This window comes from Marinobacter sp. R17 (assembly GCF_003789045.1).
Lineage (GTDB): Bacteria > Pseudomonadota > Gammaproteobacteria > Pseudomonadales > Oleiphilaceae > Marinobacter_A > Marinobacter_A mangrovi.
Window position 1 is genome coordinate 24,058 of sequence record NZ_RHGZ01000009.1, and the last position, 22,777, is coordinate 46,834.

Consider the following 22,777-nt stretch of genomic DNA (forward strand, 5'->3'; position numbering starts at 1 on the left):
CCAACCATGCGTGCATTCAGTCATCATAAAGGCGTCGTGGCCCCGATGGATCGTTCCAACGTGGACACGGATATGATCATCCCCAAGCAGTTCCTGAAATCGATCAAGCGGACCGGCTTCGGGCCGAACCTGTTCGACGAGCTGCGTTATATGGACGAAGGCAAACCGGATCAGGACTGCTCCCAGCGGCCATTGAATCCGGACTTCTTCCTCAATCAGCCGCGCTATAAGGAAGCCAGCGTCCTGCTGGCCCGGCGCAACTTTGGCTGTGGCTCCAGCCGTGAGCACGCGCCCTGGGCCCTCGATGACTATGGCTTCCGGGTGATTATTGCGCCGAGCTTTGCCGACATCTTTTACAACAACTGCTTTAAGAATGGTCTGTTACCGATTGTTCTGGATGAAGAAATTGTCGACAGGTTGTTCGCTGAAGTCGCCGAAAAGGAAGGCTATCAAATCGAAGTGGATCTGCCGGCGCAGGAAGTGGTCACCCCGTCCGGCGAGCGTTTCAGCTTCGACGTGGATCCGTTCCGCAAGCATTGCCTGGTCAACGGCCTCGACGACATCGGCGTTACCCTGGAAGACAGCGATGCCATCAAGTCCTACGAAGCGGCCCGTCGCCAGAGCGCGCCCTGGTTGTTTGACGCCATCACCCATTCATAACAGAGACAACAGGAAACCAAGGATATGAGTCAGTCTGTTCTGCTGCTGCCGGGTGACGGCATTGGCCCGGAAATCGTCGCTGAAGCCGAGCGCGTCCTGCATAAGGTCAACGAAAAGTTCGACCTGGGTCTTCATTTCGACAGTGCCGACGTGGGCGGTGCTGCAATTGATGCGACCGGCGTTCCTCTGCCGGACAGCACGCTGGAAAAGGCCCAGAAGGCCGATGCCATCCTGCTGGGCGCTGTCGGCGGTCCGAAGTGGGAAGGTCTGGAAATTGCCATTCGCCCGGAAAAAGGGTTGCTGGGACTGCGCTCGAACCTGGAGCTGTTCGCCAACCTGCGTCCGGCCATCCTGTATCCGCAGCTGGCCTCGGCCTCTTCGCTGAAGCCGGAAGTCGTCTCCGGTCTGGACATCCTGATCGTTCGCGAGCTGACCGGTGGCATCTACTTCGGCCAGCCTCGCGGCGTGCGCGAGTTGGATAACGGGGAGCGCCAGGGCTACAACACCTACGTCTACAGTGAATCCGAGATTCGCCGCATCGGCCGCGTCGCCTTTGAAGCCGCCCAGCAGCGCGGCGGCAAGCTGTGTTCCGTGGACAAGTGCAACGTATTGGAAGTGACCGAACTCTGGCGTGAGATCATGACGGATCTGGCGAAGGACTATCCGGATGTCGAACTGTCCCACATGTACGTCGACAACGCGGCCATGCAGCTGGTCAAGGCGCCGAAACAGTTTGATGTGATTGTGACCGGCAACATGTTTGGTGATATTCTTTCCGACGAAGCGGCCATGCTGACCGGTTCCATCGGCATGTTGCCGTCCGCATCACTGAATGCGGAAAAGCAGGGGATGTACGAGCCCTGCCACGGTTCCGCCCCGGACATTGCGGGTCAGGGCATTGCCAACCCGCTGGCGACCATTCTGTCGGCCGCGATGATGCTGCGGTACAGTCTGGGAGCGGAAGAAGCAGCGCAAGCCATCGAAACCGCCGTCAGTGCGGTGCTCGACAAAGGCCTGCGGACTGCGGATATCATGTCCGAAGGCGCCTCCCGCGTCAGCACCCGGGAAATGGGTGACGCGGTATTGGAAGCGCTTTGATCGGGTATGAATCATAGACCTGACGACGGCTGGATGTTGCCGCCGCAGGATCATTCATCCGGTCCGGTCCCTGCAAAAGGGGAAGCGGGCCGGCACAGAACGAGGTTCAAAAGTCGCACATGAAGCGAGTTGGACTTATTGGCTGGCGCGGTATGGTGGGCTCTGTCCTCATGCAGCGCATGCAGGAAGAAAATGACTTCGCGGACATCAATCCGGTCTTTTTCTCAACATCCCAGGCCGGTCAGCCGGCGCCCGATGTGGGCAAGGCTGATGTACCGGCACTCAAAGACGCCTTTGACCTGGACGCGCTCCGGGACATGGACGTCATCGTCACCTGTCAGGGGGGGGATTACACCAGCAAGGTTTTCGGGCCGCTGCGTGAATCCGGCTGGGACGGCTACTGGATCGATGCCGCCTCCACGCTGCGCATGGCGGACCATTCCGTCATCGTCCTGGACCCGGTCAACCGCAACGTCATCGACGATGCACTGAACCGCGGCGTCAAGGACTACATCGGTGGCAACTGTACCGTGAGCCTGATGATGCTGGCCCTGGGCGGTCTGCTGGAGAACGATCTGATCGAGTGGATCTCTCCAATGACCTATCAGGCCGCTTCCGGCGCGGGTGCCCAGAACATGCGCGAGCTCCTGAGCCAGATGGGGCAGTTGCATGGCAGCGTTTCCGATGAGCTGGCCGACCCGGGTTCCGCGATTCTGGAAATCGATCGCAAGGTCACTGAAACCATGCGTTCTTCCGGGTTTCCGACCGATAACTTCGGTGTGCCGCTGGCCGGCAGCCTGATTCCCTACTGCGACAAGCAGTTGGAAAGCGGGCAGAGCAAGGAAGAGTGGAAAGCGCAAAGTGAAACCAACAAGATCCTGGGTCGCAGCGACAGCCCGATCCCGATCGACGGCATCTGCGTGCGCATCGGCGCCATGCGCAGTCACAGCCAGGCGCTGACCATCAAGCTGCGCAAGGATATCCCGGTGAGCGAGATTGAATCGCTGCTGGCGAAGTCCAATGACTGGGTCAAGGTCGTTCCCAATGATCGTGAAGCCAGCATGGAAGAGCTGACACCGGCCAAGGTCACCGGCACGTTGAGTGTGCCGATCGGCCGCATCCGCAAGCTGGCCATGGGTCCGGAATACATTTCCGCGTTCACCGTGGGTGACCAGCTGCTCTGGGGTGCGGCCGAACCGCTGCGCCGGATGCTGCGGATTCTGCAGGAGCGCTAACGCGCCATTTTCACGTCGCGAAGGCGGGGTGGAAATGCTAACTGCGTCCCCTTTGGGGCGTTGAGTCAGGGGCGAAAGCTGCATTAGGCTTTCGCCCCTGTTATTTTTGGTGACAGAACTGATTTGTCTTTATAGCGGACAATCGGGTCAGAACCGGTTGTTTTCGGGGTGAAAAAAGGTATCGGCGAGTGAATTTTCGCCAGCTGAACAGCATCTTCCGAACATTTGTTTAACAACAATTACAAACAATATCGCTGATCGATTGATAAAGAGGGCTTTATCAACAATACTTTCGCAGACGTAATCCTCAGATCGACACTCGACAACAAGAAATGAAAGACGAAAGTCATCCAACCTCGTCCGAGTCTGAATTACAGACGGCAGTAACGAATAACGGAGACTGGTAAGGAAAAAGCATGAAGGTACGCAAACTTGCGGTTGCGCTGGCTCTGGTAGGAGGGCTCGGCTCAGGCGTTGCTAACGCGCTCGGGCTCGGCGAAGTGGAGCTTCAATCCTATCTTAATCAACCCCTCGACGCGGATATAGAGCTTCGCAACACAGGTGGTGTGGGCCCGAATGAGGTGTACGTCAATCTGGCGTCTCAGGAAGTCTTTGACCGGGTCGGTATCGATCGTGAATTTTTCCTTACCAATCTCAAGTTCAACGTGGCCACGGCACCCAATGGGCAGCTGGTCATCCACGTCACCACCAAACAGGCGGTTCGCGAGCCGTACCTGAACTTCCTGATTGAAGTCACCTGGCCAAACGGCAAACTTCTGCGCGAGTACTCGATGCTGCTGGATCCGCCGGTGTATGCGGAGAAGGTGGGTGACTCTGTCGCCCAGCCTGTCCAGGCGCCGTCCAGTCGCAGCCAGGCCAGTACGCCCTCCCGAGCGGCCGCGTCATCGCAACCGCGCCGGGCGAGCACGCCGACTTCCAGCCCGTCTTCGCGTTCTGACGGTCGGACCTTCGGGCCCACCGGACCTTCGGACACCCTCTGGGGCATTGCGCTGCAAGTGCGCCCGGATGACAGCTATACGCCGCAGCAAGTCATGCTGGCGTTGCAGGACCAGAATCCCGATGCCTTTATGGACGGCAACATCAACCGTCTGAAGCGCGGCCAGGTACTGCGTATTCCAACCGCCGAGCAGATTGAATCGCGCACCAGCCAGCAGGCCTATCAGCAGGTTGTTGCACAGAACCAGGCGCTTAAAAAGCCTGCGCAGACGGTTGACGCAACCGGGCAGCAACCGGGGCAGGCGTCGTCGCAGCCGGCCCGAAGTGGTGACGAGTTGCGCCTGAGTGCAGGCAACGACTCCACCAGCCCGGAAAAAGGCGCTTCCTCGGGCGGAGCCGAAGGTGTTGCCGGTGGCAAGGAAGGCAGCACCGAAGTGGTGATGGAGCAACTGGACAAGGCCGAGCGCGAAAACGAAGAGCTCAACTCCCGGGTTGAGGATCTCGAAGCGCAACTGGCCACCATGCAGCGCCTTGTCGAGTTGAAGAATTCTCAGCTGGCCGAAATGCAGGCCCAGGCTGGCAAATCTGGTGAGACCGCCACAGCGGAGGCTGAAGGGGAGTCCGCAAGCTCCGCTCCGGCCGGCGCAGCTGATGCGGGCACCGGGTCTGAGGCAGCGTCTGACGCAGAAAAACCGGGCGCGTCGGAAGGCGAGCAAATGGCATCGACCGGCGGCGAGTCCGAGTCGGCGATGGCAGGCGGTGATATGGCCGCGGGCGATGAAGCATCGTCTGACGAAGGCATGATGGAACAGCCTGAAGCCTCCTCTGGCGAAGCCGAAGCGACAGCTCAGGCACCTTCAGCCGACGAAGAGGCGATGTCCGAAGAACCGTCCGAGAATACGGCGGCTACACCGGCAGAAACTGAACAGCAAGCACCGAAGCCCGCAGAGCCGGCCAAACCGGCGGCCCAGTCGAGTGAGCCTGCGGTTGAGGACAAAGGTTTCGTCGGCAACATCGTTGAAGAGTTCAAGAATAACCGTCTGTATCAGATCGCCGGTGGTGGTGCCGCGATACTGGTCCTGTTGCTGCTCGGTCTGCTGGCCCGCCGCAATGCGAATCGTGAAAAGGCCTTCTACGAGCAACTCAACGAAGAATCAGCCCACGACGATGACCATATCGATCTGGGCGGGGAATCGGATCACGAAGAAGGCGAAGAGAAGGACGCTCTGGCGGAGGCCGATGCCTACATCGCCTATGGCCGTCACGACCAGGCTGCCGAGATGCTGGAATCAGCCATCTCCCGCGAGCCGAGCCGGACCGATCTGCGCCTGAAACTGCTGGCCGTGTACGCCGAAAACGAAGATCGGGCGGCTTTCGAAAAGCAGTACAGCGAACTGGAAGCGCTGGACGACGAGCAGGCCATGGCCGAAGCTCAGGTACTTCATGATCGCCTTGAAGAAGCGGAATCCACGCCCAGCATTGACGATCTGGAATCGCAACTGCGTTCAGAAGTGAGCTCCCCGTCGACCGAAGAGACCACCGAGGACACGTTCGCCAGCCTTTACGGCGAGGCGTCCGAAGCGTCTTCTTACAGCGAGGCGGAAGCTCCGTCGCAGGGCGAGCCCGAGACTGCGACCGACGAAGACCTGGATTTCGATTCCCTTGAGCTGGATGAAGAGCCGGTTCTCGAGGGCGACGAAGAGGCGCGCAAGGATTCGGATGCTCCGATCGAGTACGACATTTCCGGTCTCGATTTTGAAGAAGAGGACATCGCAAGCACGGATGAGTCGGCCGAGCCGGAATCCAGGGCTGAGGAAGCTGCCGCTGCGGACGATCTCGACCTTGATTTCAATTTCGATGAAGACACCGAGCGTAAAGACGCGGCGGACGAACCGGAACTGAGCGAAGAGGACTTCGGATCTCTCGAACTCGACGACAGTCTCCTTGAAGACGAAGGTTCGGCGGAAGCCGATCGCGCCACCAGTGATGACGAGCTGCCGCCGCTTGAAGAAGAGCCCGAGCTGGCAACCGACGAGCAGGGCAATCTGGATGAGTCGTTCCTCGACGACCTGGACGCCGAGCTGGAAAAGGTCGCCAACGAAACGGACCAGGAGCCGGCTGAATCCGAATCTGCAGACACTCTGGACGAGCTGGAGCTTGATGTTTCCGACGAGGATCTGGCCCTGATGGAAGAGGTCGCGGAAGCGCCCACCGACGATCAGGAAGAGCCGCTGGCCGATGACGAGATTCCGGAGTTGGACGAAGAGCTGAACCTGGAAGATTCCCTGGCCGACGCGGATGACGAGGAGAATATCCCGACCGCCGAGGAGTCCGTCGAGGATGAGTCGACTGAATCGGAAGAAAAACCGGTGGCCGAAACTCGCAAGGAAAGCGACATGATGGACTTCGACGAAGCGTCGCTGGATGACGAAGACGACTTCGATTTCCTCGCCGGTACGGATGAAGCGGCTACCAAGCTGGATCTTGCCCGGGCCTACATCGAGATGGGCGATTCCGATGGCGCCCGCGACATTCTCGAAGAAGTGGCCATTGAAGGCAGTGACGACCAGAAGACAGAAGCTCAGGACCTGCTTAAAAACCTGGCCTGATCCGTTATACTGTCAGCACTGCTACGGAGCGCCGGAGGGATTCCCTCCGGCGTTTTTGTTTCCGCTATTCCCTGAATGGTTTAATCCACGTTGTTACCCACATCCGCAGAATTTGATCAGGATGCGCCGATCGGCAATGGGCGGGTCGCCTTGTTGTTCGAATACGACGGCGCCGCATTTCATGGCTGGCAGCAGCAGAAATCGGGCGTGCCGTCCGTAGAAGGCCAGTTACAGCAAGCCGTGTCCCGGGTGGCCAATGAAACCGTGGATCTGGTCTGCGCGGGCCGCACCGATGCCGGCGTTCACGCCTCAGCCCAGGTGGTTCACTTCGAAACCCGGGCGGTGCGCAGCTACCGTTCCTGGATCATGGGTGTGAATACGGCTTTGCGTGGTGACATTGCCGTCCGTTGGGCGGGGCAGATGGCCGACGATTTCCACGCCCGCTTCAGCGCCATCAGCCGTCGCTACCGTTACGTCATCTTTAACCATCCGGTCCGGCCGGGCATCCTGCGCAACCAGGTGGCCTGGACATTCCGGCCGCTGGATGAGGAGCGCATGCATCAGGCGGCGCAGTCGCTCGTTGGCGAGCACGACTTCTCGTCATTCCGGGCTGCGGGTTGCCAGTCCCGGACACCGCATCGAAACGTGCACTTTATCCGCGTCACCCGCCATGGCGATTATGTCGTCATTGATATCCAGGCGAATGCCTTCCTGCATCACATGGTGCGCAACATCGCCGGCGCCCTGATGGCCGTTGGGAATGGCAAGCAGCCGGTGGAATGGATCCGTGAGATACTGGAGCAGCGGGACCGTCGGCAGGCGGACGTGACCGGTCCGGCCCACGGCCTTTACCTGGTGAGCGTGGGCTACCCCGAGGGATCGGGTATTCCCGGCGAGGCGCCCGGACCGGAGTTTATGCAGCCCTGGTTTACGCCGGAACAGCAGGCACTGGTTCAGGGGCCGGTCTTCAGGAAACAGTGGAGTGCGTCAGAATGAGAACCCGAGTCAAGATCTGTGGCATCACACGCCTGGAGGACGCTTTGGTGGCTGTCGAGGCCGGAGCGGACGCCATCGGATTCGTGTTTTACGCACCCAGCCCCCGGGCGATTGACGTTGCGCAGGCGGCCGCCATTGTTCGTGCCTTACCGCCGTTTGTCGAAACCGTGGGTCTGTTTGTTAACCCGGATGCCTCGTTTGTGCGTAACGTGATGGACAACGCAGGCCTGTCGCTGCTGCAGTTTCATGGTGATGAAGCACCTGCATTCTGTGAGCAGTTCGGGCGGCGTTGGATGAAAGCGGTACGGGTACAGACCCGGGCCGACATCGAGTCGGCGTATGACACATACAGCCAGGCCTCCGGCTTGTTGGTTGACGCTTATGACCCACAGCGATTCGGCGGCACCGGTCAGACATTCGACTGGTCGCTGATACCCGGTGAGCGTCCCAAACCCTTGATATTGGCCGGTGGTTTGAACTCTGCTAACGTAGCGGGCGCCGTGGAGGCCGTTAGGCCATGGGCGGTCGATGTCAGTGGGGGCGTTGAACGGGAGAAGGGGATCAAGGACCCGTCCCGGATCATTGAATTTATCAGAGAGGTGAACCGTGTCGGTTAAGCTGACTGAAGAGATGCTGCGTGCGTTGCCGGATACCCGGGGCCATTTTGGGGCCTACGGTGGTCGCTTTGTATCCGAAACGCTGATGGACTCGTTGATGCAGCTGGAGACCGAGTATCTCAAGCTGCGTGACGATCCGGAATTCCAGGCCACCTTTGACAAGGATCTGGCCGATTACGTCGGTCGCCCCAGCCCCCTGTATTTTGCCGAACGGCTGACCCGGGAAACCGGAGGGGCGCAGATCTGGCTCAAACGGGAAGATCTCAACCACACCGGCGCCCATAAGGTGAATAACACCATCGGTCAGGCGCTGCTGGCCAGCTTCCTCGGCAAGAAACGGGTCATCGCCGAAACCGGCGCCGGCCAGCACGGGGTCGCCACGGCTACCGTCTGTGCCCGTTTGGGCCTTGAATGCCACGTGTTCATGGGTTCCGAAGACGTCAAGCGTCAGTCATTGAACGTATACCGCATGAAGCTGCTGGGTGCGGAAGTTCATGCGGTCGAGAGCGGTACCAAGACCCTCAAGGATGCCATGAACGAAGCCATGCGCGACTGGGTCACCAACGTCGACGAGACCTTCTATATTATCGGCACCGTGGCCGGCCCCCATCCTTATCCCATGCTGGTGCGGGATTTCCAGGCGGTGATCGGTCGGGAGACTCGCCGACAATCGCTTGAGCAGGCGGGCCGTCTGCCCGATGCGCTGGTGGCCTGCGTAGGTGGCGGCTCTAACGCGATTGGACTGTTCTATCCCTTCCTGACCGACGAAAGCGTCGCGATGTACGGTGTTGAAGCGGGTGGGCTCGGGTTGTCGTCGGGTCAGCATGCGGCACCGCTTTGTGCGGGGCGTCCGGGCGTATTGCACGGCAACCGGACCTATCTGATGGAAGACGAGAACGGCCAGATCGCCGGAACCCATTCCGTCAGCGCCGGCCTGGATTATCCGGGCGTGGGTCCCGAGCACAGCTGGCTCAAGGATGTCGGCCGGGCGCAGTATGTCTCGGTCACCGACGACGAGGCGCTGGACGGTTTCCGCAAGCTGACCCGCGTTGAAGGCATTATGCCCGCGCTGGAAAGCGCACATGCGGTGGCTTACGCCACCAAGCTGGCCGCGTCGATGGACAAGGACCAGATGGTGGTGATCAATGTTTCCGGCCGCGGCGACAAGGACATCCATACCATCGCGCAGCTCGATGGTATTGAGATTTAACAGGATCTGGGGAAACGCATGAGTCGTATTCAATCTGTATTGCAGGCACTCAAGGGGCAGGGCCGAAAGGCATTGATCCCTTACATCACTGCCGGTGATCCGCACCCGGACCGGACCGTTGAGTTAATGCATACGCTGGTCGAAGCGGGCGCCGACATCATTGAGCTGGGCGTGCCTTTTTCGGATCCCATGGCCGATGGCCCGGTGATCCAGCTCGCCTGTGAGCGGGCGCTCGAACACGGCACATCGCTGCGCCAGGTGCTGGAGATGGTCAAAACGTTCCGAAGCCGGGATGACAAAACCGCGATTGTCCTGATGGGCTATCTGAATCCGGTCGAGGCGATGGGATACGAGGCGTTTTCCGATGCGGCCAAAGCCGCCGGGGTCGACGGCGTTCTGACCGTTGATCTGCCCCCAGAAGAAGCCGAAGACGTAGCGCCGCTGTTTGCCGAGCGGGGCCTGGACCCGATTTTCCTGTTGGCACCGACCACCACGGAAGATCGCATTCGCGCCATCAGCCAGCACAGTTCCGGCTACATCTACTATGTTTCATTGAAGGGCGTGACCGGTTCGGCCCAACTGGATGTCGACGATGTGGCCGAGAAAGTCAGTCGCATCCATGCACTGACGTCGGTGCCGGTGGGCGTTGGTTTCGGGATTCGCAATGCTGAAACGGCCGCGGCCGTGGGTCGGGTATCCGATGGTGTAATTGTGGGAAGTGTCCTGGTCGATACAATTGCCAAAAATCAGGACGACATTGAGGCGTTGAAGTCCTCTCTGGTCAACCTCCTGAAACCCATGCGCGAAGCCCTGGACGAACTGGCGTCCTGATCCGGGCTTCCGGCAGGTTCAGGCCCAACAGGAACGAACAACGGGAAGACATCATGAGTAACTGGCTGGACAAGATCATGCCGAGCATGATTCGCTCGGATTCCAAGCAGAGAACCAGCGTGCCGGAAGGGCTTTGGAAGAAATGTCCCAAGTGCGGTGCCTTCCTCTACAAGCCGGAACTCGACAAGAACCTCGACGTGTGTCCGAAGTGCCAGCACCACCTGCGGGTGACCGCGCGCCGGCGCCTGGATATCTTCCTGGACGAGGACGGTCGCGAGGAGATCGGCACCGATCTGGAACCCTGGGATCGTCTCAAGTTCAAGGACAGCAAACGCTACAAGGACCGTCTGGCGTCAGCCCAGAAAGGCACCCGGGAAAAAGACGCACTGGTGGTTATGCGCGGCCGTACGCTGGGCCTGCCTTTGGTGGCCTGTGCCTTCGAGTTTAACTTCATGGGCGGCTCCATGGGGCAGGTGGTCGGCGAGCGCTTCGTGCAGGCGGTCAACGTGTCCCTGAAAGAAGGCATTCCGTTGGTATGCTTCTCTGCCAGTGGCGGTGCCCGTATGCAGGAAGCCATTCTGTCGTTGATGCAGATGGCCAAGACGGCTGCCGCACTGGAGCGCATGAAGCAAGCGGGCATTCCATTTATTTCTGTCTTGACCGACCCGGTGTTCGGCGGTGTGTCGGCCAGTCTGGCGATGCTGGGCGACCTGAATGTCGCGGAACCTTATGCGCTGATCGGTTTTGCCGGTCCTCGCGTCATCGAACAGACGGTTCGGGAAAAGTTGCCGGAAGGTTTTCAGCGCAGTGAGTTCCTGCTGGAGCATGGCGCCATCGACATGATTGTGGAGCGTCATGACATGCGCTTCCGCATCGCGTCCGTCCTGGCCAAGTTCACGGGTCAGGAAGCGCCGGAACCCGAGGAAGTGACGCGGGTCGAGGCCGACGGTGACGAAGCAGACATCCCCGATGCCCCGAGCGCCTGAAGCCGGAGCCACTGTCGATCAGTGGCTCGCCTATCTCGAAGCGCTGCATCCCACCGAAATTGAACTGGGCCTGGATCGGGTACTGCTGGTCCTGCGCCGCCTGTTCCCTCAAAAGCCGAAGGCACGCATCATCACCATTGGCGGCACCAATGGGAAAGGGACGACGGTGGCCGCCATCGAGCGACTCCTGCTGTCCCGTGGGCGTAAAGTCGGCGCCTATACGTCGCCGCATTTACAGCGCTACAACGAACGAGTCCGCCTGAACGGCGAGGACGTCTCGGACGTGGCGCTGGTCAACGCCTTCGAGACCGTTGAAGCGGCTCGCCGCCAGGTCAGTCTGACCTATTTCGAATACGGTACCCTCGCTGCTTTTGTGCTGTTCCGGGATGCGGGGATTGAGGACTGGATCCTGGAAGTCGGGCTTGGCGGCCGTCTGGATGCGGTCAATGTGCTCGATGCGGATCTCGCCATCATCACCTCCGTCGATCTCGATCACACCGCCTGGCTCGGCGACAATCGCGATCAGATCGGCTTTGAGAAAGCCGGAATCCTGCGCTATCGGCAGAACGCCATCTACGGTGAAGACGACCCGCCCCGGTCGGTATTGCAGCAGGCCGCGGCGCAGAAGGTTCAGCTTCACCGCTTCGGTGTGGACTACCGGCTGGAAGCTGAGGCTTCCGGGGTACGCCGGGTGACCACTGAAGACTGGCGCGTCAATTTGCCCGAGACCGGTTTGCCGGAGCGCAGTCTGGCGGCGGCGGTCCAGGCGATTCGTCTGCTCGAGCCGGACATGCCGGCCGAAGCGGTTGGCCAGGCGTTGGCCGAGGTCCGTGTGGCGGGTCGTTTTGAGCGTTTGCTGACATCACCGGCACTTTACGTCGATGTGGGCCATAACCCGCACGCGGCCCGCTGGCTTCGTGAGCGGATCGATACCCTGGCGGTCAAAGGCGAGGTTCGGGCCGTGTATGCGTGTCTGTCTGACAAGGACACGGCCGGCGTCGTCTCGGCGATGGCGCCGGTGGTCGATCGATGGTTCCTGGCGCCTCTGGACGTCCCGCGTGGCCTGGATATCGAGGCGCTGGTCGAGCGGGTAGCGCCCGTATTGGGCGAAGGCGGTTTCATTGAGCAGTCAGCCGGTGTGGCCGAGGCGATCGAGGCGGCCCGTCAGGGGGCGTCGGAAAACGACTGCATCATCGTTTTTGGCTCCTTCTTTACGGTGGCTGCTGCCCGCAGTGCCTTGTTGTACTGATGGAAACATTCCCGCCGTTTTAGGACGGTTCAGGCATGCATCCAGCGCGCCTTAAACTTCCGTCATTCTCGGCGTCTCGCTTTGTGTTCTGTAGCCGTGGGCGTTAGTATCCGGTCAGAATCTTCCCCCAAACAGAGAGGAACGCTTCCTGTGGATGGTCTGAAGCAGCGCATTGTCGGCGCCCTGGTACTGATATCACTGGCTGTTATCTTTGTCCCGATGCTGTTCGATGAACCGCACACAGAGCGAACCACTCAACAGATCAAGTTGCCGGAAGAGCCGGCCTTCCCAAAGGTGGATATTCAGGACCAGGGTGGCCAGTCTCCAGTGACCACCGGCAGTGAGGACGCCTCACAGGGCAGCGCTCCGGCCTATAGCATCGAAGAGCAACCTGAAGCTGCTGCGCCGACGGTTACATCGCCTCAACAGGACGGCGCCATGACCGAGCCGCAGCAAACGGCCTCCGCGCCTGAGCCGTCGCCCGAACCCGCTCCCACGTCTTCCAGCGAGCCTGCCAACCAGGTGGCCACGGCGCCACAGCAAAGCGAGCCGGAACCGGCCGACGAGGCCGAATTCAAGCAGACCATGAAGGGCGCCTGGCTGGTGCAGTTGGGCAGCTTCGGTAACCAGAAGAACGCGCTGCGCCTGCGTGACGAGGTTCGGGACAAGGGGTATGCCGCCTACACCGAGAGCGTCAAGCGGGGCGATCTTACCCTGACCCGCGTCTTCTCCGGGCCTTTTGTCAGTGAAGATGAAGCCAATTCCGCCAAGTCTCAACTGGACAAGGCGTTCAAACTGAACAGCCTGGTGATGTCCGGCGATCAGTGAGAGGCGTGCAGCCGGTCTTCGCGGCGGTCGTCAAGGTTTGGTGTGACCCGGTTTCCTGATAGAATCCGCGCTTCCTGAATTCGTTAGTGGGTCGACCATGAACGCGCTGATCTGGATAGACTGGGTCATCATTACCATCATTGCAGTTTCGACCCTGATCAGCCTCAAGCGCGGGTTTGTCAGGGAGGCGCTGTCGCTCGTCACCTGGATTGCCGCCTTCATTATTGCCCGCACGTTCCATCCGCAGATGCAGATGCTGCTGGAGAGTACGGTGGAAACGCCGTTGGTCCGGCTAATCGCTGCCTTTGCGATCCTGTTTTTTGGTACCCTGATCGTGGGTGCCGTTATCAATAATCTGATTGGTCAGCTCGTCGTTGCGACCGGCCTGTCCGCCACGGATCGTGTGCTGGGGATGGGGTTCGGTTTGCTGCGCGGGCTGCTTGTCGTGATTGTGGCCATCGCCTTTGTCCGCTACACGCCGCTTTCCCAGGATACCTGGTGGAAACAGTCGGTGATGATCGGGCGTCTGGCAATGGTCGAGCAGTGGTCCCGGCGCATGCTGGGCGATGAATTTGAACGTTTCCTCGGACCCGCTGACGACCCTGCCAAGGCGGTTCAGACGCAACCGGGCAACGAAGCCATGATTTCTGTACTGGAGAAGTAAACACCCATGTGTGGCATTGTCGGTATCGTAAGTACCTCTAACGTCAACCAGTCGCTCTACGACGCGTTGACGGTCCTTCAGCACCGGGGGCAGGATGCGGCCGGCATCGTAACCTTCCAGGACGAACGCTTTTACCTGCGTAAAGACAACGGCCTGGTTCGCGACGTGTTTCGTACGCGGCACATGCGCCGCCTCGTAGGTAACGTGGGGATCGGGCATGTACGCTACCCGACAGCTGGTTCGTCCAGTTCTGCCGAAGCCCAGCCGTTCTATGTCAACAGCCCATACGGCATCACGCTGGCCCACAACGGCAACCTGACCAATGCGGATGACCTCAGCCGGGACCTGTTCCGCACCGACCTGCGTCACATCAACACCAATTCCGATTCCGAGGTGCTGCTGAACGTTTTTGCCCACGAGCTGCAGAAGCTGGGCAAGCTGAATCCCACCAAGGATGAAATTTTTGCTGCCGTCAGTGCCGTCCACGAGCGCTGCCGCGGCGCCTATGCGGCCATTGCCATGATCACTGGTTATGGCATCGTGGGTTTCCGGGATCCCCGGGGCATTCGTCCGGCTTGCTACGGCGTGCGGGAAACCGAAGCCGGCAAGGAATACATGATTGCCTCCGAGAGCGTCGCGCTGAACGCGGCGGGCTTCAAGCTGGTTCGTGATATTGAACCGGGCGAGGCGGTCTATATTGAAACGGACGGCACAATTTACACGCAGCAGTGCGCCCGTGAGCCGCACCTGATCCCGTGCATTTTCGAGCACGTCTATTTTGCCCGCCCGGATTCCATCCTGGATAAAGTGTCGGTCTACAAGGCGCGCCTGCGCATGGGGGAGACCCTCGCGGACAAGATCCTGCATGAGCGCCCGGATCACGACATCGATGTGGTCATGCCGATTCCCGACACCAGCCGAACCTCGGCCATGCAGATGGCCCACCGGCTGGGCGTGAAGTTCCGTGAAGGCTTCATCAAGAACCGTTATATCGGCCGGACGTTCATCATGCCGGGCCAGAAAATGCGCAAGAAGTCCGTTCGCCAGAAGCTGAACCCGATCGATCTGGAGTTCAAGGGCAAGAACGTCATGCTGGTGGACGATTCCATCGTACGCGGCACCACCTGCGAGGAAATCGTGCAGATGGCCCGTGACGCCGGTGCGCGCAAGGTTTACTTCGCCTCGGCGGCACCGCCCGTGCGTTACCCCAATGTGTACGGTATCGATATGCCGGCGGCCAGCGAGCTGATCGCCCACGACCGTACCGTCGAGGAAATCCAGAAGCTGATCGGGGCGGACTGGCTGGTGTACCAGGATCTGGAAGATCTCATCACCTGTGTCAACGACGTGAACCCCGAAATCGAGGCCTGGGAATGCTCCGTTTTCGACGGCAACTACATCACCGGCGATATTGACGCCGCCTATCTGGCCAACCTGGAAACCCAGCGTGGCGAGAGCAACAAGGCGAAGAAAGACCCGGGGATGTCGTCTGATAATGCCATTATCGATCTCCACAACGACGAAGACTGAATCACGGGGCCCAAGGCGATGAGCAAGATCCGAGAAGAGCACGCATTGATTCCGGAATCCGACCTGGAAGGGGTTTCCGTGGATACGCTGGCCGTGAGGGCAGGGCAGATCCGCACGGCGCAGCTGGAGCACAGTGACGCCATTTTTCCCACCTCAAGCTTTGTCTATGGCAGCGCGGCCCAGGCGGCGGCTCGGTTTGGCGGGGAAGAACCGGGGAACATCTATTCCCGCTTCACCAACCCCACCGTTCAAGCCTTCGAAGCCCGCATCGCGGCGATGGAAGGGGGCGAGCGTGCGGTTGGAACCGCTTCCGGGATGGCAGCCATCCTCAGCACCTGCATGGCGCTGTTGCAGTCCGGCGATCACGTGGTCTGTTCCCGCGGTGTTTTTGGAACGACGAACGTGCTGTTCCAGAAATACCTGGCACGATTCGGGGTCGAGACGACGTTTGTCAGCCTGACGGATATGGACGCCTGGAGGGCCGCTGTGCGCCCGGAAACCAGGATGCTGTTCCTGGAAACGCCATCCAATCCGCTGTGTGAGGTGGCCGACCTGCAGGCGCTGGCCGATCTGGCCCACGCCAACGACGCGCTGTTCGTGGTGGATAACTGCTTCTGTACGCCGATTTTGCAGCGTCCGTTTGAATACGGAGCCGACATCGTGATCCATTCCGCCACCAAGTACCTTGACGGCCAGGGCCGCTGTATTGGGGGGGTGGTGATTGGCTCCAATGCGTTGATGGAAGAAGTGTACGGGTTCATGCGTTCGGCTGGGCCGAGCTTGAGTCCATTTAACGCGTGGGTGTTCCTTAAGGGGTTGGAAACGTTACCAATCCGTATGCGCGCCCACTGCGCCAGTGCGTTAGAGTTGGCGCAATGGTTGGAGCAACATCCTGCAGTCGAGCGTGTTTTTTATGCGGGCCTGACGTCGCACCCTCAGCATGCTCTGGCGGGCAAGCAGCAGAAAGGATACGGCGGGGTTCTGTCTTTTCGGGTGAAGGGCGAGCGGGCCGAAGCCTGGCAGGTGATCGATGCCACCCAGATCATTTCCATCACTGGAAATCTGGGCGACACCCGTACCACCGTCACTCATCCGGCGACCACAACGCACGGCCGGCTTTCGCCGGAGGATAAGGCGGAAGCCGGGATCACCGAGAACCTGATCCGGGTGTCGGTGGGTCTGGAAGACATCGACGACCTTAAGGCCGACCTGGCCCGAGGGTTGGACGCATTGACGCGCTAACAACAGAAGGAAGTCTGCTCTGAAATGAGCCGTAGCCAGTCCATGTCAGAACGAAAAAAAGCCGGGCAAGAGACCCAGCTGACAGAGAAGCAGCAGCGCTTCCGTACATTGCTTGCCCAGGGCGGACGCGAAGGCGCGTTGATCGCCCTGATTGCGCTGTGCATCTATCTGCTTATGGCGCTGGTGAGCTACAGCGCCAGCGACCCGGGGTGGGCGAGTGTCGGCCACGAAGTGTCGGTCTCCAACTACGCCGGGCGCACCGGTGCCTGGATCGCCAGCCTGCTGATCGACTTCTTCGGTCAGGTGGCATTCCTGTTTCCGGCCATGGTGGCGTTCTACGCCTTTCTGCTGGTCAAGCACCGTAACGACTCTATTGAACTGCACTGGCCGCTCTTCCTGCTGCGTTTCGGCGGCTTCATCCTGATTCTGTTGAGCGCTACCAGCCTGCTGTCCCTGTATTCCATTATGGGGCTGGATGCCAGCGCCGGTGGCGTGCTCGGGGTCGAGGTGTCCGATACCATGGTGGGTGCGTTCAACCTGCCGGCTGCGACGCTGGTGCTGGTGGCCATTTTCCTGTTTGCCCTGACGGTCTTTACCGGGCTGTCCTGGTTCGGTCTGATGGATTCGCTGGGTGACTACACCCTGCGTTTTGCCGAGTGGGTCAAAACCAATTTCAACAGCGACGCCGAGCCTGCTGACGACACGCCGGAACCCGCGAAGAAACCCGAACCGGCGCCCGCCCGTCGCGAACCGCCGCTGGTCAACGACCGGGTTGCCGGGGAAGACGACGACAAGCTGTCGCTGCTGCAACGCATTCGCGGCTGGTTCCGCCGCAATCGGTCTGACGACGAAGAGTACGAGCCTCTGCCGGCCCGGATTGAGCCGAGTGTCGAAGGCTTGGCCGCGACGGCTCGTCTGGACGCACCGGCAGAAGCGGGTTTTTCTGCCACCGATGACGAGCCTGCGCCCACGCCGCGTCCGGCCGCACGTAAAGCCGCTCCGGAACAGCCTGCGCCTGATGCCCGCAACGTGAAGATTTCGCCGTTCAAGCGCAAGGATGAAGGGCCCAGAGACAAGAACGCAAAGCGTCAACCGTCGCTGTTCGACGACATCGACAGCCCGCTGCCGCCGCTCACGCTGCTGGATCCTGCCGATCCCCACAAGAAGAAGGGGTATTCCAAGGAATCGCTGGAGCACATGTCCCAGCTGCTTGAGGAAAAGCTGTCCGACTTTGGGGTCAGCGTTGAAGTGGTCGAGGTCAATCCGGGGCCGGTCATCACCCGCTTCGAGATCAAACCGGCGCCGGGCGTGAAGGTCAGCCGTATTTCCAACCTGGCGAAGGACCTGGCGCGGTCACTGGCGGTGATCAGTGTGCGGGTGGTGGAAGTCATTCCGGGCAAGTCCGTGGTCGGCATCGAGATCCCGAACGAAGAGCGGGAGATGGTGCGCCTGCGCGAGGTGTTGTCATCGCGGGCGTTCGAGGAATCCAGTTCACCACTGACGCTGGCTTTGGGTAACGACATCGGCGGCAACCCGATGACCGCCAACCTGGGCAAGATGCCGCACCTGCTGGTGGCCGGTACCACCGGTTCCGGTAAGTCGGTGGGCGTCAACGCCATGATTCTCAGCATGCTGCTGAAAGCCACGCCGGACGAAGTGCGCTTCATCATGGTGGACCCGAAGATGCTGGAATTGAGCATCTACGACGGCATTCCCCATCTGTTGGCTCCGGTTGTCACCGACATGAAGGAAGCCGCCAACGGTCTGCGTTGGTGCGTGGCCGAGATGGAACGCCGTTATCGACTGATGGCCGCGCTCGGGGTCCGGAACCTGGCCGGTTTCAACCGCAAGGTGAAGGATGCCATCGAGGCGGGCGAACCGATTCCGGACCCGCTGTGGAAGCCGGACGAGCATCTGGAAAACGGTGAAGAGGATCGACCCGCACTCGAGCCGTTGCCCTTTATCGTCGTGGTGATCGACGAATTTGCCGACATGATGATGATCGTCGGCAAGAAAGTGGAAGAACTGATCGCCCGGATCGCCCAGAAGGCTCGGGCAGCCGGTATTCACCTGATCCTGGCGACACAGCGTCCGTCGGTGGACGTGATCACCGGCCTGATCAAGGCCAACATCCCGACGCGGATTTCGTTCTCGGTGCAATCCAAGATCGACTCCCGGACGGTGCTGGACCAGGGCGGCGCCGAGCAGCTGCTCGGTCATGGCGACATGCTCTACCTGCCACCGGGCTCCGGTCTGCCCGTGCGGGTTCACGGTGCGTTTGTCGACGATGACGAAGTGCATCGGATCGTCAGCGCCTGGAAGGACCGGGGCGAGCCCGTTTACGTGGACGACGTGCTCAACGGCGCCGAAGGCGAGAAGCTGCCGGGGGTTCCGTCACTGTCCGAAGGCGGCGGTGACAGCGAGGGGGATTCACTCTACGACGAAGCGGTCGCCTTCGTGACCGAAGGCCGTCGGGTCTCCATTTCCTCCGTGCAGCGTAAATTCAAGATTGGCTACAACCGCGCGGCCAACCTCGTCGATGCCATGGAAGCTTCAGGTGTCGTCAGTGCCGCCGGTCACAACGGTGCCCGGGAAGTGCTGGCACCGCCACCCCCGCGAGACTAGGAGTTGTTAATCGCATGAAGACGTTTATGGGCCGCGTGTCGGCCGTTCTGGCTGTCCTGCTGATCAGTACATCACCGGCTTGGGCCGACGCCCAGGCGGCCAAGGCGCTGGCCAGCAAGCTGGAAAAATACCGGACCTACCAGGCCAATTTCATCCAGGTCGTGGTCGACGGTACCGGTAGTAAGGTCCAGGAAACCCGCGGTAACCTGAAGGCCAAGCGTCCGGGGCTGTTTTTCTGGGAGTCCAAGAGCCCGTTCTCACAAACCATCGTGGCCGATGGCAAGAAGGTGGAAGTCTACGATCCGGACCTGGAGCAGGTCACCGTCAAGCCGATGGACAAACAGATGTCCTCAACACCGGCGCTCCTGCTGAGTGGCCAGGTGGACAATCTGGAAGAGGCCTATGAGGTCTCCCGGGATGAGGAAACGGCGGGCGCCGACGACTTCATCCTCAAGCCCCGCAGCCAGGACTCCCTGTTCCTGTCCCTGCGCCTGAGGTTCCGGGATGACGTCCTGTCCGAGATGCGCCTGCGGGATTCCCTGGATCAGGTCAGCGTCCTCAGCTTCCAGGACGTGAAGGTGAACCAGTCCGTGAATGACAGCGTGTTCCACCTGGATTACCCGGATTCCGTGGACATCATTAAGAGCGCCCAGTAATGCAGAGCGGCCTGTTCGAGGAGACGCGCGGCTTCCAGCCGCTGGCATCCCGGATGCGGCCGCGCACGCTGGCCGACTACGCCGGGCAGCAGCACCTGGTGGGGGCGGGCAAGCCGCTGCGTCGCGCCGTTGAGGACGGCCAGCTGCACTCCATGATCCTGTGGGGCCCGCCCGGCGTTGGCAAGACCACCTTTGCCAAGCTGCTGGCCGACACTGCCGACATCGCGTTTGAGAGCCTGTCCGCCGTTCTCAGCGGCGTAAAGGATATCCGCGACGCGGTCGAGCGGGCCCGAAACCGGAAACAGGTCGAAGGCCGCGACACGCTGTTGTTCGTGGACGAGGTCCACCGCTTCAACAAGAGCCAGCAGGATGCTTTCCTGCCACACATTGAAGACGGCACCGTCATCTTTGTTGGTGCCACCACCGAGAATCCCTCGTTCGAACTGAACAGCGCCTTGCTCTCCCGCACGCGGGTCTATGTGCTCAAGAATCTCGAAGCCGACGACTTGAAGACGCTGTTGCGTCGGGCATTGAGCAGCGAGGCGGGTTTGGCCAATCGTCTTCAGGTGTCCGAAGATCTCCTGGATATCATCGCCACGGCGGCTGACGGCGACGCCAGACGCGCCCTCAACCTGCTGGAAGTCGCCTCCGATCTGGCTGAGCCCAACGACGAAGGGGTCGCCGAATTGACCGAATCGGTACTCGAGCAGGTCATGCAGTCGAGCCTGCGCCGCTTCGATAAAGGCGGCGATGTGTTCTACGACCAGATCTCGGCGCTGCACAAATCGGTGCGAGGGTCCGATCCGGACGGTGCGCTTTACTGGATGTGCCGTATGCTCGATGGCGGCGCCGATCCCATCTACGTCGCCCGTCGCCTGGTTCGCATTGCCAGCGAGGATATTGGCAATGCCGATCCCCGGGCCCTGCGATTGAGCCTCGATGCCTGGGATACCCAGGAGCGGCTGGGTTCACCGGAAGGCGAGTTGGCGCTGGCCCAGGCCGTCACCTATTTGGCGTTGGCGCCCAAAAGTAACGCCGTCTACAAGGCCTATAACCAGTGTGTGGCCGCGATTCGGCAGCAGCCGGACTACGAGGTGCCGGTCCATCTGCGCAATGCGCCGACATCGCTGCTCAAGTCGATGGGCCATGGCGCCGAATACCGTTATGCCCACGACGAACCCGATGCCTTTGCCGCCGGTGAAGCCTATTTACCCGAGGCGATCCATGGGGTACGTTATTACGATCCCGTGCCCCGCGGACTGGAAATCAAGCTGCGGGAAAAACGGGAACGACTCGATGCCCGCAACGAGGCGAGTACCGAGCAGCGTTATCCGTCCCCGAAGTCGTCCTGATCCCGTCCTGAAACCGGTCATCGCACACAGAGTCGGTGTCCCCGGTGGTACAGGAATTTCCTGAAGGTATACTATGCGCAACGTCAGCGCCGGCGTTGCACGGTGCGTTCTATTCACCCGAAGTTAACAGGACGATCATGCTCGATCCCAAACTTGTTCGAAGCCAGACTGAAGACATTGCACGGCGCCTTGCCGTGCGCCACTACACCTTCGACGTCGAGACCTTCCAGTCCCTGGAATCCCGTCGCCGTTCCCTTCAGGTACGGACCGAAGAGCTTCAGAGTGAGCAGAACAAGCGATCGAAGTCCATCGGCAAGGCCAAGGCCGCCGGCGAGGATATCCAGCCGCTGCTGGCGGCGGTCGATGACCTGAAGCGCCAGCGTAGCGAGGCCGAAGACGAGCTGCGCCAGCTTCAGGCCGAACTGAACGACTTCCTGTCCGGTATTCCCAACGTGCCGGACCCGTCCGTGCCGGAAGGCGAGGACGAGGACGACAACGTCGAAGTGCGCCAGTGGGGGACGCCCGCTGAGCTTGATTTCGAGCCGAAGGATCACGTGGACCTGGGACAAGCCATCGGTGGTCTGGATTTCGACGCCGCAGCGCGCCTGGCCCAGTCCCGCTTTGCCGTCATGCGTGGCCCGATTGCCCGGCTGCACCGGGCGCTGGCCCAGTTCATGATCAACACGCACGCGGACGAGCACGGCTACAGCGAGACCTATCTGCCATACCTGGTGAATGCCGATACGCTGTACGGGACCGGGCAGTTGCCCAAGTTCGAGGAAGACCTCTTCCGCATGGACGGCGACAACCCGTTGTACCTGATCCCGACCGCGGAGGTGCCGGCAACGAACCTGGCGGGCGACACCATCTTCAAGGCGGACGAGCTGCCGCTGCGGATGGTCTGCCACACGCCGTGTTTCCGCAGCGAAGCGGGTTCCTACGGCCGGGACGTGCGCGGCATGATCCGCCAACACCAGTTCGACAAGGTGGAGTTGGTTCACATTGTCCGCCCGGAGGATTCCGAGGAAGCCCTCGAGACGCTGACCGGTCACGCCGAGGCCATCCTGCAGAAGCTGGAACTGCCTTATCGCGTGGTCGAGCTGTGTGGCGGTGACATCGGCTTCTCCGCCGCCCGGACTTACGACCTGGAAGTGTGGTTGCCGGGGCAGGGCAAGTACCGGGAGATTTCCTCCTGCAGCAACACCCGTGATTTCCAGGCTCGCCGTATGCAAGCGCGCTGGCGCAATCCGGAGACCGGCAAGCCGGAACTGGTGCATACCCTGAACGGGTCCGGTCTGGCGGTGGGACGGGCGCTGATCGCCGTGATGGAAAATTACCAGCAGGCGGATGGCAGCATTCGCGTGCCCGAGGTCCTGAAGCCTTACATGGGCGGACTGGATGTCATAAAGCCTTGAGACCATCGGCCGACGCG

The 22,777-nt window shown here is 60.6% G+C and carries 18 protein-coding genes; all 18 read left to right on the plus strand.

Translation table 11 applies throughout. The annotated features are described in order from the left end of the window. Positions 1-6 precede the first annotated feature (6 nt). The 18 genes from leuD to serS all read left to right on the plus strand — a co-directional run bounded on the left by leuD (position 7) and on the right by serS (position 22,760). On the plus strand, positions 7-660 hold the full coding sequence (leuD, locus tag EB809_RS08480) for a 3-isopropylmalate dehydratase small subunit (protein WP_123634388.1): 654 nt from the start codon (positions 7-9) through the stop codon (positions 658-660). A gap of 24 nt (positions 661-684) precedes the next feature. Next, the gene (leuB, locus tag EB809_RS08485; RefSeq protein WP_123634389.1) at positions 685-1,758 is read left to right on the plus strand and encodes a 3-isopropylmalate dehydrogenase; all 1,074 of its coding nucleotides are present in this window, start codon (positions 685-687) and stop codon (positions 1,756-1,758) included. 119 nt (positions 1,759-1,877) lie between these two features. Beyond that, positions 1,878-2,993: an aspartate-semialdehyde dehydrogenase gene (gene asd, locus EB809_RS08490; protein ID WP_123634390.1), complete on the plus strand. Its 1,116-nt coding sequence runs from the start codon at positions 1,878-1,880 to the stop codon at positions 2,991-2,993. Between the two features lie 416 nt (positions 2,994-3,409). Further along, positions 3,410-6,559 carry a FimV/HubP family polar landmark protein gene (locus tag EB809_RS08495; RefSeq protein ID WP_123634391.1) on the plus strand — a complete coding sequence of 1,050 codons (3,150 nt, stop codon included), beginning with the start codon at positions 3,410-3,412 and terminating at the stop codon, positions 6,557-6,559. Positions 6,560-6,649: 90 nt separating this feature from the next. Further along, entirely contained in the window at positions 6,650-7,555 is a 906-nt protein-coding gene (gene truA / locus EB809_RS08500; protein ID WP_123634392.1) for a tRNA pseudouridine(38-40) synthase TruA, read from the plus strand. Then, entirely contained in the window at positions 7,552-8,172 is a 621-nt protein-coding gene (locus EB809_RS08505; protein ID WP_123634393.1) for a phosphoribosylanthranilate isomerase, read from the plus strand. The genes truA and EB809_RS08505 overlap by 4 nt, the downstream gene beginning before the upstream one ends. A 1-nt stretch (position 8,173) precedes the next feature. Beyond that, positions 8,174-9,382: a tryptophan synthase subunit beta gene (gene trpB / locus EB809_RS08510; RefSeq protein WP_263316983.1), complete on the plus strand. Its 1,209-nt coding sequence runs from the start codon at positions 8,174-8,176 to the stop codon at positions 9,380-9,382. An 18-nt stretch (positions 9,383-9,400) separates the two neighbouring features. Continuing rightward, positions 9,401-10,213 carry a tryptophan synthase subunit alpha gene (trpA, locus tag EB809_RS08515; RefSeq protein ID WP_123634395.1) on the plus strand — a complete coding sequence of 271 codons (813 nt, stop codon included), beginning with the start codon at positions 9,401-9,403 and terminating at the stop codon, positions 10,211-10,213. Between the two features lie 53 nt (positions 10,214-10,266). Beyond that, the gene (gene accD, locus EB809_RS08520; protein WP_123634396.1) at positions 10,267-11,199 is read left to right on the plus strand and encodes an acetyl-CoA carboxylase, carboxyltransferase subunit beta; all 933 of its coding nucleotides are present in this window, start codon (positions 10,267-10,269) and stop codon (positions 11,197-11,199) included. Further along, positions 11,183-12,448, plus strand: a complete 1,266-nt coding sequence (gene folC, locus EB809_RS08525; RefSeq protein ID WP_123634397.1) for a bifunctional tetrahydrofolate synthase/dihydrofolate synthase — start codon at positions 11,183-11,185, stop codon at positions 12,446-12,448. Before accD ends, folC begins: the two co-directional genes overlap by 17 nt. 150 nt (positions 12,449-12,598) lie before the next feature. After that, complete coding sequence (locus EB809_RS08530) at positions 12,599-13,276, plus strand: SPOR domain-containing protein (RefSeq protein WP_123634398.1); 678 nt, start codon at positions 12,599-12,601, stop codon at positions 13,274-13,276. Between the two features lie 97 nt (positions 13,277-13,373). Then, complete coding sequence (locus EB809_RS08535) at positions 13,374-13,940, plus strand: CvpA family protein (protein WP_123634399.1); 567 nt, start codon at positions 13,374-13,376, stop codon at positions 13,938-13,940. A 6-nt stretch (positions 13,941-13,946) separates the two neighbouring features. Beyond that, positions 13,947-15,470 (plus strand): amidophosphoribosyltransferase, encoded by a 1,524-nt coding sequence (gene purF, locus EB809_RS08540; RefSeq protein ID WP_123634400.1) that lies wholly within the window; start codon positions 13,947-13,949, stop codon positions 15,468-15,470. 18 nt (positions 15,471-15,488) lie between these two features. Then, positions 15,489-16,712: an O-succinylhomoserine sulfhydrylase gene (locus tag EB809_RS08545; RefSeq protein ID WP_123634401.1), complete on the plus strand. Its 1,224-nt coding sequence runs from the start codon at positions 15,489-15,491 to the stop codon at positions 16,710-16,712. A 42-nt stretch (positions 16,713-16,754) separates the two neighbouring features. After that, entirely contained in the window at positions 16,755-19,337 is a 2,583-nt protein-coding gene (locus EB809_RS08550; protein WP_123634402.1) for a DNA translocase FtsK, read from the plus strand. 14 nt (positions 19,338-19,351) lie between these two features. Further along, positions 19,352-19,993, plus strand: a complete 642-nt coding sequence (gene lolA, locus EB809_RS08555) for an outer membrane lipoprotein chaperone LolA (RefSeq protein WP_123634403.1) — start codon at positions 19,352-19,354, stop codon at positions 19,991-19,993. Next, positions 19,993-21,345 (plus strand): replication-associated recombination protein A, encoded by a 1,353-nt coding sequence (locus EB809_RS08560; RefSeq protein ID WP_123634404.1) that lies wholly within the window; start codon positions 19,993-19,995, stop codon positions 21,343-21,345. The genes lolA and EB809_RS08560 overlap by 1 nt, the downstream gene beginning before the upstream one ends. A 137-nt stretch (positions 21,346-21,482) precedes the next feature. Next, positions 21,483-22,760, plus strand: a complete 1,278-nt coding sequence (serS, locus tag EB809_RS08565; protein WP_123634405.1) for a serine--tRNA ligase — start codon at positions 21,483-21,485, stop codon at positions 22,758-22,760. Positions 22,761-22,777 lie beyond the last annotated feature (17 nt).

Coding starts and splice junctions, on each gene's coding strand:
- serS (WP_123634405.1), top strand. CDS start 21,483: ATGCTCGATCCCAAACTTGTTCGAAGCCAGACTGAAGACATTGCACGG.
- trpA (WP_123634395.1), top strand. CDS start 9,401: ATGAGTCGTATTCAATCTGTATTGCAGGCACTCAAGGGGCAGGGCCGA.
- asd (WP_123634390.1), top strand. CDS start 1,878: ATGAAGCGAGTTGGACTTATTGGCTGGCGCGGTATGGTGGGCTCTGTC.
- accD (WP_123634396.1), top strand. CDS start 10,267: ATGAGTAACTGGCTGGACAAGATCATGCCGAGCATGATTCGCTCGGAT.
- EB809_RS08495 (WP_123634391.1), top strand. CDS start 3,410: ATGAAGGTACGCAAACTTGCGGTTGCGCTGGCTCTGGTAGGAGGGCTC.
- EB809_RS08560 (WP_123634404.1), top strand. CDS start 19,993: ATGCAGAGCGGCCTGTTCGAGGAGACGCGCGGCTTCCAGCCGCTGGCA.
- lolA (WP_123634403.1), top strand. CDS start 19,352: ATGAAGACGTTTATGGGCCGCGTGTCGGCCGTTCTGGCTGTCCTGCTG.
- folC (WP_123634397.1), top strand. CDS start 11,183: ATGCCCCGAGCGCCTGAAGCCGGAGCCACTGTCGATCAGTGGCTCGCC.
- EB809_RS08535 (WP_123634399.1), top strand. CDS start 13,374: ATGAACGCGCTGATCTGGATAGACTGGGTCATCATTACCATCATTGCA.
- leuD (WP_123634388.1), top strand. CDS start 7: ATGCGTGCATTCAGTCATCATAAAGGCGTCGTGGCCCCGATGGATCGT.
- leuB (WP_123634389.1), top strand. CDS start 685: ATGAGTCAGTCTGTTCTGCTGCTGCCGGGTGACGGCATTGGCCCGGAA.
- purF (WP_123634400.1), top strand. CDS start 13,947: ATGTGTGGCATTGTCGGTATCGTAAGTACCTCTAACGTCAACCAGTCG.
- EB809_RS08550 (WP_123634402.1), top strand. CDS start 16,755: ATGTCAGAACGAAAAAAAGCCGGGCAAGAGACCCAGCTGACAGAGAAG.
- EB809_RS08545 (WP_123634401.1), top strand. CDS start 15,489: ATGAGCAAGATCCGAGAAGAGCACGCATTGATTCCGGAATCCGACCTG.
- EB809_RS08505 (WP_123634393.1), top strand. CDS start 7,552: ATGAGAACCCGAGTCAAGATCTGTGGCATCACACGCCTGGAGGACGCT.